Origin of the sequence: Pseudomonas chlororaphis (genome assembly GCA_001023535.1) — a bacterium.
GTDB classification, from domain to species: Bacteria; Pseudomonadota; Gammaproteobacteria; order Pseudomonadales; family Pseudomonadaceae; genus Aquipseudomonas; species Aquipseudomonas chlororaphis_E.
The window spans coordinates 2735802-2748110 of sequence record CP011020.1; the positions used below are offsets into that span (position 1 = coordinate 2735802).

A 12309-nucleotide genomic window follows, 5' to 3' on the forward strand; every position below is an offset into this window, starting at 1 on the left:
TTATATGGTCGACGCCTGCGCGCCTAGAGGAGTTCGGATTCTCACATCCGGTCACTGAATTGGCAGCGACACCCAGAGGCTAGAGCCCTCGCTTCCGACGGACAACCTTAAAAACTTGTCGGAAACTTCGGTGCGTCTGACAGACCACAATCGATTGCTCAGACAAGAAAAGAAATAAAACGGGCCTATTCAAAGCAAATCATTGATTTTACGGGTTTAACACCTCAGCTTTGGTCTGATACTCGGCGCAGGCCAAAAGATGAGGGTGGCGCAATGGCAACAATCTACTTCGACGAGTCCGGCAACACAGGGCGGCAGTTGGCCGACCTTGATCAGCCATTGTTCATTCTTGGCTCATGTGACTTCAGCGCTGAAGAGTGTGAACAGCTCCTCAGCCCGCTGCGCTCCAGGCAGGCTCCTGAAATCCACTTCAAAAAGCTTCGAAAGTCTGGGCGAGGGCAAGATCGGATCATTGAGCTATTCCAGTCCGACTTGGTGACGCCTGAGCGCTTCAAGGCACAGGTGTTTCACAAGCGGTTCATGCTGCTGACCAAGGTGATCGATGACCTCCTGGAGCCGCTGCTTTACTACCACTTCGACTTCAACCTCTACGAGAACGGCCAGAACATTGCTCTGAGCAACATGCTCTTCGCTTGTCTTCCCCTGGCAGTGGGGGACGCCTGCTTCGATCAATTTCTCTCCGTCTACTACGACATGTGCGGCGAGAAGAGCGAGGAAGCAATCACAGCGTTCTACGAGCATTTGGAGATAGTGAAAGAAGCTGCCGCACAGAGCGCGCTGCCGATGGAGTGGGAGCTCGAAGTGCTGTCCATGACCTCGGTGATTGTCCGGGATGTCCTCGTAGAACTGCCCAAGAGCACCTTCAATCCTGCGATCCCGGCTTTCTTTTCGCTGTGTGTTGAGTGGGGAAGGCAGCACGCCCGGTTCGACGCGATATGCGATGACTCGGAGCCACTAGAACGGCAGGCCGATTTTTTCACGGCAATCGCCGAGCTCGAAGAACAGGCTGAAGAGCAACAAGTGATTGGTTTCGGAAACGCCCAGATTGAGTTGCCCCTGAGGCTGAACACGTTGGCCTTCAGTGCCTCACACGATTCTGATGGTATCCAGCTTACCGACGTGCTCACCAGCGCGCTTTCGTACTATTACACCAAGCGGCAGAAGGGCGAAACGAATGATGAATTTTTCATGAAACTGGATAGGCTGGGATGTCTTCATGATTTCGTTAGCGGCTGTGTCTGGCCCACGACAGATGTCACCCCAGAAGCGCTGGGCAGGGCTGGTGATGAAGATGGGCACAATCCTGCGAATGCCTTCGTGGAATTCTTAATGAAACGCGGCAGATGAACCTGAGGCCTCTAATTTCCCTCAGCGCCTTTTGAACCTTCTGAGTGCCGGACGACCGCTCGCCCTAGCATATAGTGTCGGGTGATCAGGCCGGGGGCTTGGATTGTATTCATGGCCTCCTAAAGTTGCCTGTGTGCGTGTTCACTATCTTTTTCAGCGGTTACATCCGGCAACCAGCCCAATAGAAAAATAATAGCAATAAGCCACTTTGCACCTAAGCTCATAGATTCCCTCCTGAGATAGGTCTGTCATGACGAAGATTGAGATAGAGCCAGTATTAGCTGATGATTTCGAGACGTGGCTGAATGCGCGCCCTAAGTGGTTGCAGACAGCAGCTCGCATGCTTATCGACTCCAAGCGGCAACTGACCCAGGATGAAATCAAAACCCTAGCTAGGCTTTGTAAGCTCGAAGCCAAAGATGAGGCTGATCAAGGATTTTTGACCGTAACCCCCGGAACGTTATCGCATGTAGCTAACAGACCTCAGCTTCGAATTGAAGAGATCCTTGATGTGCATGGGCTGAACGCGATCAAGGCCGGCGCTAATCTGCCATTCGGCAAAAGCAATCTCTCGGTGATCTATGGACAGAATGGAACCGGCAAGAGCGGGTTTGCACGACTGTTAAAGGAGATCTGCGGATCACGATCCAAAGACGAAATACGCAGTAATGTCTTCGATCCAGCACCTACGCCGTGCCGTGCGCATTTCAAGGTGTCAATTGATGGTAAACCGGCGGATGTTCACTGGGACATCCCCAGCGGGCCGCACAAGGCTCTACGACACGCACAAGTGTTCGACAGCAAAGCGGCTCAACAGTACATGGGACGGACTGAGGCATGCTACGAGCCCAGTCGGATGAAATTCGTATCAGCCCTGATCGCCACAGCAGACGCCGTAAGCGCAGAGCTTGCCGGAGAAAAGGCATCACTCAGCAAAGCGCTACCCGCCATTCCAGAAATCCTAAATCACACAGCTGAAACGAAATGGCTTCAGGGCCTGAAAAGTACGACTACTCCCGCGAGCATTGATAAGGAATGTCTGTATACCGACCAGCTTGATCGGGAGCGTATAGAGAGCGAAGCCTTGCTCGCAGAGAAGGACATTGCTGGTCGCCTTTTGGCCATCAACAAAGAGAAAACCACGCTGAAAAGTATTGAAACAGCGATGTCGACACTTCAACTGGGCCTGAACGACGCGACGGCAGGCGAACTAGAAAACCTGAAAAATACCGCCGTCAAAGCAAGGAGCACCTGCGAAGAGGCGGCGGCAGCAATTTTCGGGAAAGCAGAGCTTGAAGGCGTCGGCTCAGCGACCTGGCAGAAAATGTGGGAGCAAGCACGTGCCTACTCCACCGGCACAGCCTACGTCGAAACGGCATTCCCTAACGTCTCAGCTAACTCACGTTGCGTACTTTGCCACCAAAGCCTCAGCGAGGGCGCCAAAGCTCGTCTGGCAGGGTTTGAGAAGTTTGTGACCGACGGCCTCGAAACAACTGCCAAGACGGCTGAAAATAGTTTTGTTGATCGCAAAAAGCGGCTGCCAACTCTTCCAGGACAAGCTGACTGGATCGTTCACATGTCCACTCTAGGCTTTGAAGAAGCCGATGGGATCACTTGGCTTGGTCTGTTGAAAACACGGCTCGATCAAATTGCACTGGGTAGCCCTGTAGGCACCTTGCAACCTTTCGACTGGTCGAGCATAAACGAAGCTGCGAAGACCAAGTCTGCATACCTGATCGAAGAAGAGGTGAGCCTGTCGGCCCTGTTGAAGGATGAACATCGCCAGACAATGCAGAGCCGACTCCAGCAACTCCAAGCCAAGCAATGGCTTTCTCAGAACAAAGCCTCAATCAGCGCTGAAAGGGCAAGGTTGATCGCCGTTGCAGCAATAGACAAAGCTTCACGCTCAGCCGCCACTAACTCCCTGACTACGAAAAAGAATGAGCTGGCGAAGACCGAGCTTGATGCGGGTTATCAGGCGAGATTCCTGCAAGAGTTGAAGCTCCTCGGCGGCCACCGCCTCCCAATAGCTCCGCAAAGTAAATCCGGCGGTAAGGGGAAGATCACCTTCGGCTTGAACCTAGTTGGTGCAAATGGCTCCCATGGGCTGGACTATATCTTGAGCGAGGGCGAAACCAGGATCGCCGCACTTGCCGCGTTCCTTGCGGACACTACGGGGTCAAACCAGTTGGCTCCATTCATTTTTGATGACCCAATATCGTCACTCGACCAAGACTTTGAAGAGAAGGTTGTCGAACGCCTCGTGTCCTTGTCTCAGACGAGGCAGGTCATCATTTTTACTCACCGACTATCTTTAGTGGCATTAGTAGACGCGGTTACGGAAAAATGGAACAAGATGCCAGGGATGCCATCCGTCAAGCCGACACTGACCTCGCTGAGGAGAATGGACAAAGTTGCTGGTATCGTCGCCACCGCTAGCGCTCGAGACCTGAAACCGGAAAGCGCTGTTCGCGGATTGATCGACAACACCATTACGCGTCTGAAAAAACACCAGGAAAGGGCCGAGGTCGACGCTTACGAGACGCTAGGCAAAAGCGCCTGCAGTGATTTCAGGGTGATAGTCGAGAAGACGATTGAGTACATTCTTTTGGCGGATGTCGTAGGCCGCTTCAGACGCGCGATCAATACCCAAGGCAAGCTGCACAAAGTCGCCAAGGTGACAAACGAAGACTGCGTATTCATCGATGACCTGATGACTCGCTACTCAGTGTTCGAACATGCTCAGTCCGATGAAAAGCCCAGCAGCGCTCTGGAACTGGATGTATTTGAAGCCGATGTAACGGCCTTGCAACGCTGGATCACGGATTTTGGATCTAGAGCCAGCTAACATGGATCATTAAACAAGGGTCAGAATCAAGCAGAGCGCTCTGATTTTGACCCGCCCAGTTCCAAGATCCCACGGGATTACAACTCGCCTCAGACTGACATGACAACGTACTTTTGACCCTGTCACTCCTCTTCCTGATGACTCAGGAAATCAAAGGTTGTCAGCGCGTCGCAGTTTAGGCAGTGGTACATGCTCGACGCGTCTTGAAAGTGCATGCCGCAAAAGCTTCCGCAGAAAGGGCAGCATTCGTTCCATTCCAGGTTGCCCCAGCTCCAAACGCCGAGATACTCAGGCACGCCGTCCCGGTCATTGCCGATAACTTCGAAAGAATCGCCAGTCGTACCGACAAACCCATCGATGCCAAAATGCTCAAGGATCGGCAAGATGTCCGCAGGATCCAAGTCGAACCATTCGCCAGTACCACGAAGGTGAGAGAAGTTCTGATGAATCTCCTTCTCCAGCCGCACGTCATCATCGGTTCGGATCCACCCCAAAAGCAAAAGCTTCCGTGGATTCCCGGTTTGAAGGCCTTTTCTGCGCCGCTCGATGTCCTTGGCCCGACCTATCTTCACCTGCTCATTGCTGTCTTCAATGAAGAAGTAGATCATTCCCGCACCCTCCGTACATCCGCCATCCCCTGTCCTTTCAGTAACAGCCAATATATCGTCTGCCCTGATGACGTAACCGTATTCGCCAACCACCACAGATAGCAATCAACTGAAAATGAGTAGCAGGTGACCTCAGGCCACTGATCCGATGCCTCAGTCAGGTCACTGCTTGAACAACTCATCCAGCGGAGCGAATGCAGCGCCCGTCTCTGCCGCCGCCCTTACCTTCCGCTCAATCACCTCAGCGATGGGTATCCGCTTTCCCAGCGCCTTGTAGATGTCTTCGCCGGACATGCAGATCACCTTTCGGCCTCGACCAAACGCATGAAGGCCTTCTTGCGTGAACCCGCCATAGCTGATGAAAACACCACGTGCCCAAGCAGCCTTTTGATCGAGCTTGCCCTGGAACGTGTGTAGCTCAGCTGCTCCAATCGGATCCCTGACCCATTTGGCCTCAATCAAATATGTTTCGTTTCCGAGCTGGAAGCTACCGTCTATTTGCTCACCAACTAGGCTGAACGGCGAACGTGCCTGAAGCTTAGATGAGTCAAAAAGCTCTTTGAGAAATCCTTCGAATTCGTAGCCACGCTTTTGCGGAGGCAGATCACGCAGGTCGTACAACCGCTGCTTCAGGGCATCGAGGATTGGGCCCTGATCAACCACCGCTGCCGCAGAGAATGGATTGCGAACCACAGCAGCGTGCGCACCTGGCGACTCTATTGACTCAAGCAGAGAGAGAAAGCGCCTTTCGGCATTCACGACGTCTTCTTCGGCCTTAGCCTCTTCCCGTAAAGATTGCCGGTACTTCCAGAGGGCCTTGAGCACACGGGCGACCGTAGGTAGGTCGGCGTTTTGAAGTAGGCACCTGACGCGTCTGGCCTTGGACGTGCCATCCTTGGAAAACATCTCGTGGGAGATATCGATCTCAAGCTCCTCCATGAAGAACTCGTCCATCCTGCGGTTGGAGAAATCGAGGACATATCCGCCTCCCATGTCGAAGAGCGAGTCTAGGAACCGCATTTCAGTCGATTTGAAATTCGCCACGCCTGTCCTCAGTCTTCATTTGCCCGGCACTCAGATGCCAAGCCAAGAGAGCGTTGAAAAAGTCAGCTAATAATATGCCCAATCCAACACCGAGGAATATTTTCATGGCCACTGATACCGTGACGGGTGCGGGCGTGGCAGGAGTATGGGTCTCTCTCAGGGTTGACCCAGACACGCAGACGGGCCGGAATAAGCTCAACTGCGTGTCGATTGAAGCCGCCTTCGGGCGGCTTTGCTTTTTATGAGGTTAAGGATGAGTGTCCGGCAGGACTGCAAGCTGTTGCTCGTGAATGCTTGCAAAAGTCCCACCACGGGACTACATTCTCACCCATGAGAATTATCGCCATCAGTCATCTGAAAGCCTTCTGGGAGAAATACCCAGATTCCGAACAGCAGCTTAAGGCTTGGCTTGACGATGTCAAAAAAGCCACTTGGACCAACCCAAACGACATCAAGGCGCAATACGGTAACGCAAGCATTCTCAAGAGTCGCCGCGTGGTGTTCAACATCAAGGGTAACGACTACCGCCTGGTGGTCGCCATTGCCTACCGCTTCGGCGCTGTGTACATCAAGTTTGTCGGCACTCATCGTCGGTACGATGAGATCGACGCAAACATCGTGGAAATGGAGTAATCATCATGAACATTCGCCCAATCCGCACCGATGAAGAATACCGGGTAGTTCTCAAAGAGATCTCTCCCCTGTTTGAGAATGAGCCTGAACCTGGCACCCCGGAAGGCGATGCTTTCGAAGTCATGATCACTCTGATCGAGGCCTACGAAACCAAGAACTTCCCGGTTGATTTGCCTGACCCAATTGAAGCCATCAAGTTTCGCATGGAGCAATCCGGACTCACCGCGGCCGATCTGGCTCCCGCTATCGGAAAAACGAACCGCGTATACGAGGTGCTCAACCGTAAACGCTCGTTAACTCTGCCCATGATCTGGAAGCTTCACGATATGTTCGGCATCCCCGCAGAAAGCCTGATAAAGCCAGTAAAAGCTGCCTGATACTAGCCCGGCCCGCCGGGCTTTTTCAAACCAGCAAGGACAAGAAATGACCTCAACCGAAGAGAAAACATACCAGAGGTCGACCTGGGTGAGTTCGTAAAGCACATGGGGCTTGAGAAATCGGTTCCTGGGCGTTACAGCTTGTTGCTGGCCGCAAATCTTTACGGAGGCGCCCTCTCCGGCACGCAAACCCCGCCAAGATTGTTCGCGAAATGCCTCGGCCCGGAGCATGAAAAGGATCCTTCTAGATCGGTGCATGTTCTATAAGGCAACGCGTGCGGAACACGATCAGATGCTGCTCAAGATTCTAGATCCGTCGGCTGAAGCAATCCAAAAATAGCAGCACAGGATCGCCCACCATTCGTATTTGACTTTACCCATCGCAAGGTGTGTTCATAGAGTTTGTGATCGACCCCAGACTCTTCGGGCGATGAGGCCGATATTATTTACCCAACCCCAAATTCGCCTCCGCCAAATCCAACTCCCCCAGCACTTCACGCAGCACGTCGTCGCCGATCTGGTGATGGCGGCTGAGGCGATACAGTTCCAGGCGCTGGGCTTTCAGGGCCTTGAGGCGCAGGCGGCGCTCCAGCAGGTCCATTTCGAACGCCAGGGCCTGGGCTTCGGCGGAGTCGTTGAACACCTCCAACTGATGGCGGTACTCACTCATCAATCGCGCCTTGACCTCGGTCGCCATGGCCGCCGCTGGCGCACTGGCCGGCTCGGCGGGCTCTTCCACTTCCAGCGCACGGATCGCCGCCTCGGCGGTCTTGCGCCAGGCCTCGCGCACTTCGGTGCGGCGCTTGTCGTCGGGACTTTGCTCGATGCCCCGCAGCAACAGTGGCAAGGCGATGCAGGCGGCGATCAACGATAGCAGGATCACCCCCGCGGCGATGAAGATCAGCAAATCGCGCTCGGGAAACGCTTCCCCGGCGCCCAACAGCAACGGCACCGATAACACGCCCGCCAACGTCACGGCCCCTCTCACTCCACCGAAGGTCAGCAGCCAGCAGGAGCGCGCCGTCGGCACCAAGGTCAACTCCCCCTTGCCACGCCAGCGGCGCAACCACCCGGACAGGCGCCAGATGCTTTGCACCCAGACAAACCGCAGCACCAGCAACACCAGAAAGATCGCCATCACCTCCAGGCAGAGGTAGAACAACGTCGGCCACAACGTGGTCTCGTGGCGGGTGACGGCCTTGACGATGTCCGGCAACTGCAAGCCCAGCAGCAGGAAGATCAAGCCGTTGAAGGCGAATTCCAACAGCGACCAGACGCTGCGATTGAGCAGCCGCGTATGGGTCTGGCGCGGCAGCAGATCCAGCCAGCTCTGCATCATCCCGGCCGCCACCGCCGAGAGAATGCCCGAGACGCCCAATCGCTCAGCCACCACATAGGCGGCGAATGGCAGCAATAGCATGAACACCACGTGGGTGGCCGGATCATCCCACCCGCGCGCCACCATCCAGGCCCGCAGACGACCGACCAGCCAGCTCAGGGCCACCCCCACCAACAAGCCTCCGACGGCCACCAACACAAACGCCAGGCTCGCGTTAGCCAGGGAAAACACCCCGGTGATGGCCGCCGCCAGGGCGAACTTGAAGGTCACCAGGCCAGAGGCGTCGTTCATCAGCGCTTCGCCCTGGAGCATGTGCATCAGCGGCTTGGGCAAGCGGTCCCGGGCAATCGCCGACACGGCCACGGCGTCAGTGGGCGACAACACCGCGGCCAGGGCGAAGGCCACCGGCAACGGGATGCTGGGCAACAGCCAATGAATGAAATACCCGGCGCCCACCACCGTGAACAGCACCAGGCCCACCGCCAGTGTCAGGATCGGCCCGCGCAGGCGCCACAGCTCACGCTTGGGCATGCGCCAACCGTCGGAGAACAGCAGCGGGGGCAAGAACAGAAACAGGAACAGTTCGGGATCGAGGGCCACGTGCAGGCCCAGGGATGGCCAGGCCAGCACAGCCCCTGCGCCGATCTGCACCAGCGGCAACGGCAGGGGGATCAACCGCCCGATCAAACGCGAGACACCCACCAGTGTCAGCAGGATCAGGACGGTATAAGCGCTTTGCATAGGGGGTTCCATTGACAGCGACACACATCCGGCAACAGCTTGCCGTTGAAGTGCCATATTAGTCGCTTAGCATGGCGCTGACCGTTACACCTATGTCGCACCCTCTCCAAGGCTTTGGGGCAAATCAACCCAGGCCGCCGCGAAACCGTCCGGTCATGGCATAATCCGTCACCTTTTATTCCCAGCACCTGCAAAGGGGGCAGTTCCTTGACCGATTCAAGCAAAACGTTGCACCTTTTCGGCATCAAAGCCTGTGACACGATGAAAAAAGCGCGCACCTGGCTCGATGAACACGCTGTACGCTACGACTTCCACGACTACAAGAGCGCCGGCATCGACCGTGAACACCTGACCCAATGGTGCGACGAGCATGGCTGGCAAGTGGTGTTGAATCGCGCCGGTACGACCTTTCGCAAGCTCGACGACGAACGCAAAGCCGATCTCGACCAGTCGAAAGCCATCGAACTGATGCTCGCCCAACCCTCGATGATCAAGCGCCCGGTGCTCGATCTCGGCGACCGAACCCTGATTGGCTTCAAGCCAGATATTTATGCGGCAGCGCTCAAGTAAACCTGCCCAGTCCATTTTGTTGAGGTAATGTCCATGTCCACTACCCTGTTCAGCCTGGCCTTCGGTGTCGGCACTCAAAACCGTCAAGGCGCCTGGCTGGAAGTGTTCTACGCACAACCGCTGCTCAACCCGTCGGCGGCCATCGTCAGCGCCATCGCGCCCATCCTTGGCTACAGCGAAGGCAACCAGGCGATCACCTTCACCACCGCCCAGGCCTCGCAACTGGCCGAAGCGCTCAAGGGCGTCGACGCCGCGCAAGCCGCCCTGCTGACCCGCCTGGCCGAGAGCCACAAGCCGCTGGTTGCCACCCTGCTGGCCGAAGACGCCCAATTGAGCTCGACGCCTGAGGCCTACCTCAAGCTGCACCTGCTGTCCCATCGCCTGGTCAAGCCCCATGGCCTGAACCTGGCCGGGATCTTCCCGTTGCTGCCGAACGTCGCCTGGACCAGCCAGGGCGCGATCGACCTGGCCGAACTGGCCGAGCACCAGCTCGAAGCCCGCCTGCGTGGAGAGCTGCTGGAAGTGTTCTCGGTGGACAAGTTCCCGAAAATGACCGACTACGTGGTCCCGGCCGGCGTTCGTATCGCCGACGCCGCGCGGATTCGCCTGGGCGCCTACGTGGGCGAAGGCACTACCGTGATGCACGAAGGCTTCGTCAACTTCAACGCCGGCACCGAAGGCCCGGGCATGATCGAAGGCCGCGTATCGGCGGGCGTGTTCGTCGGCAAGGGGTCGGACCTGGGCGGCGGCTGCTCCACCATGGGCACCCTGTCGGGTGGCGGCAACATCGTGATCAAGGTCGGCGAAGGCTGCCTGATCGGCGCCAACGCCGGTATCGGTATTCCACTGGGTGACCGCAACACCGTGGAGTCGGGCCTGTACGTGACCGCCGGCACCAAGGTCGCACTGCTGGACGAGAACAACCAACTGGTCAAAGTGGTCAAGGCCCGCGAGCTGGCCGGTCAGCCCGACCTGCTGTTCCGCCGCAACTCCGAAACCGGCGCGGTGGAGTGCAAGACCCACAAATCGGCCATCGAGCTGAACGAAGCTCTGCACGCGCACAACTAAGGCGCTTCACACAGTCACCTGTGGGAGCGAACAGCTCCCACAGGGTCCGGCGTAACCCAGCAGGGCCCGAAAGCATGTTGATCCCCTCTCCCTGGCGTGCCGACTTCCCGGCCATCGCCGCCCTGCACCGGCAAGGCCAGACCTACCTGGACAGCGCCGCCACCACGCAAAAACCCCAAGCCTTGCTCGATGCCCTGGTGCACTACTACGCCAACGGCGCGGCCAACGTGCATCGCGCGCAACACCTGCCAGGCGCCCATGCCACCCAGGCCTTCGAAGACAGTCGCCTTAAAGTCGCGCAATGGCTCAACGCAGGCGACAGCGGGCAGATCGTCTTTACCCACGGCGCGACCTGCGCGCTGAATCTTCTGGCCTACGGGCTGGAACACCTGTTCAAGCCGGGCGATGAAATCGTCGTCAGCGCCCTCGAACACCACGCCAACCTGCTGCCGTGGCAACAACTGGCTGAACGCCGTGCGTTGACGCTGGTAGTGCTGCCGCTGGACCCCGACGGGGTCATCGACGTGGACGCCGCCACGCAGTTGATCGGGCCGCGTACGCGCCTGCTGGCGGTGAGTCAGTTGTCCAACGTGCTGGGGGCCTGGCAACCATTGCCGGCGCTGCTGGCCCTGGCCAAGGCCCAAGGCGCGTTGACGGTGATCGATGGCGCCCAGGGCGTGGTTCATGGCCGGCACGACGTACAAGGCCTGGGTTGCGACTTCTATGTGTTCTCCAGCCACAAGCTCTACGGGCCCGACGGGCTGGGCGTGCTGTACGGCCGTCACGAAGCGTTGAGCGAACTGCGTCACTGGCAGTTTGGCGGCGAAATGGTGCAACAGGCCGACTACCACAGCGCCACGTTCCGCCCGGCGCCGCTGGGCTTTGAAGCCGGTACGCCACCGATCGCCAGCGTGATCGGCCTGGGGGCGACCCTGGATTACCTGACCGGCCTCGAGACGCCCGCGGTCATCGAGCATGAGGCGGCGCTGCACGACTACCTGCTCCATGGCTTGCAGGCACGCAAGGGCATACGCCTGGTGGGCCAGCCCCGGCTGGCGCTGGTCAGCTTCGGCGTTGACGGTGTGCATAACGCCGATTTGGCCCACCTGCTGACCGAGCAAGGCATCGCCGTACGCGCCGGGCATCACTGCGCCATGCCGCTGTTCAAGCACCTGAACCTGTCGGGCGCGATCCGGGTGTCGCTGGCGTTGTACAACGATTCGGCCGACCTCGAACGCTTCTTCGAGGCCCTGGACCAGGCCCTGGAGATGCTCCGATGAACCTGCCGGCCGAGGCTGTCACGGCGCGGCAGACCTTTCAGCAGGCCTCGGGCTGGGAACAGCGCGCCCGGCTGCTGATGCAATGGGGCGAGCGCCTGCCGCCGCTGAGCGAGGCCGAGCGATGCGACGCCAACCTGGTCAACGGCTGCGAAAGCCAGGTGTGGCTGATGGGTCGGTTGCAGGACGGGCATTGGCAATTTGCCGCCAGCAGCGAAGCGCGGTTGATTCGCGGGCTGGTGGCGTTGCTGCTGGCGCGGGTCAATGGGTTATCGGCGAACGAGTTGCGCGAGGTCGATCTGCCGGGGTGGTTTGGTGAACTGGGATTGTCGCGCCAGCTATCGCCTTCGCGCAGTAATGGGTTGAATGCGGTGTTGCAGCGGATGATTGCGCTGACTCGCTGATCGTTAAAAGCTTCGCGAGCAAGCCCGCTCCC

General features: G+C 57.6%; 11 protein-coding genes. 8 read left to right on the top strand and 3 right to left on the bottom strand.

Going from position 1 to position 12309, the window contains the following annotated elements; all coding sequences use genetic code 11:
* Window positions 1-273: 273 nt before the first annotated feature.
* The gene (locus VM99_12040; GenBank protein ID AKJ98757.1) at window positions 274-1368 is read left to right on the top strand and encodes a hypothetical protein; all 1095 of its coding nucleotides are present in this window, start codon (window positions 274-276) and stop codon (window positions 1366-1368) included.
* 250 nt (window positions 1369-1618) lie between these two features.
* Entirely contained in the window at window positions 1619-4216 is a 2598-nt protein-coding gene (locus tag VM99_12045) for a hypothetical protein (GenBank protein ID AKJ98758.1), read from the top strand.
* A gap of 122 nt (window positions 4217-4338) precedes the next feature.
* Here the strand turns inward: VM99_12045 and VM99_12050 are convergent, their stop codons facing one another.
* Both VM99_12050 and VM99_12055 read right to left on the bottom strand, forming a co-directional pair.
* A complete protein-coding gene (locus VM99_12050; protein ID AKJ98759.1) occupies window positions 4339-4824 on the bottom strand; it encodes a hypothetical protein in 486 nt (161 codons plus the stop codon).
* Window positions 4825-4986: 162 nt separating this feature from the next.
* Window positions 4987-5844, bottom strand: a complete 858-nt coding sequence (locus tag VM99_12055) for a hypothetical protein (GenBank protein AKJ98760.1) — start codon at window positions 5842-5844, stop codon at window positions 4987-4989.
* Between the two features lie 354 nt (window positions 5845-6198).
* Between VM99_12055 and VM99_12060 the strand changes: the two genes are divergently transcribed.
* Both VM99_12060 and VM99_12065 read left to right on the top strand, forming a co-directional pair.
* Window positions 6199-6501, top strand: coding sequence for a toxin RelE (locus tag VM99_12060; protein ID AKJ98761.1), 303 nt, complete (start codon window positions 6199-6201; stop codon window positions 6499-6501).
* A gap of 5 nt (window positions 6502-6506) precedes the next feature.
* Window positions 6507-6878 carry a transcriptional regulator gene (locus VM99_12065; protein AKJ98762.1) on the top strand — a complete coding sequence of 124 codons (372 nt, stop codon included), beginning with the start codon at window positions 6507-6509 and terminating at the stop codon, window positions 6876-6878.
* A gap of 442 nt (window positions 6879-7320) precedes the next feature.
* Here the strand turns inward: VM99_12065 and VM99_12070 are convergent, their stop codons facing one another.
* A complete protein-coding gene (locus tag VM99_12070; GenBank protein AKJ98763.1) occupies window positions 7321-8958 on the bottom strand; it encodes a sodium:proton antiporter in 1638 nt (545 codons plus the stop codon).
* 207 nt (window positions 8959-9165) lie between these two features.
* Between VM99_12070 and VM99_12075 the strand changes: the two genes are divergently transcribed.
* The 4 genes from VM99_12075 to VM99_12090 all read left to right on the top strand — a co-directional run bounded on the left by VM99_12075 (window position 9166) and on the right by VM99_12090 (window position 12277).
* Window positions 9166-9528 carry an ArsC family transcriptional regulator gene (locus VM99_12075; GenBank protein AKJ98764.1) on the top strand — a complete coding sequence of 121 codons (363 nt, stop codon included), beginning with the start codon at window positions 9166-9168 and terminating at the stop codon, window positions 9526-9528.
* Between the two features lie 33 nt (window positions 9529-9561).
* A complete protein-coding gene (locus tag VM99_12080) occupies window positions 9562-10596 on the top strand; it encodes a 2,3,4,5-tetrahydropyridine-2,6-carboxylate N-succinyltransferase (GenBank protein ID AKJ98765.1) in 1035 nt (344 codons plus the stop codon).
* Window positions 10597-10670: 74 nt separating this feature from the next.
* A complete protein-coding gene (locus tag VM99_12085) occupies window positions 10671-11876 on the top strand; it encodes a cysteine sulfinate desulfinase (GenBank protein ID AKJ98766.1) in 1206 nt (401 codons plus the stop codon).
* The gene (locus VM99_12090; GenBank protein ID AKJ98767.1) at window positions 11873-12277 is read left to right on the top strand and encodes a Fe-S metabolism protein SufE; all 405 of its coding nucleotides are present in this window, start codon (window positions 11873-11875) and stop codon (window positions 12275-12277) included. The genes VM99_12085 and VM99_12090 overlap by 4 nt, the downstream gene beginning before the upstream one ends.
* Window positions 12278-12309 lie beyond the last annotated feature (32 nt).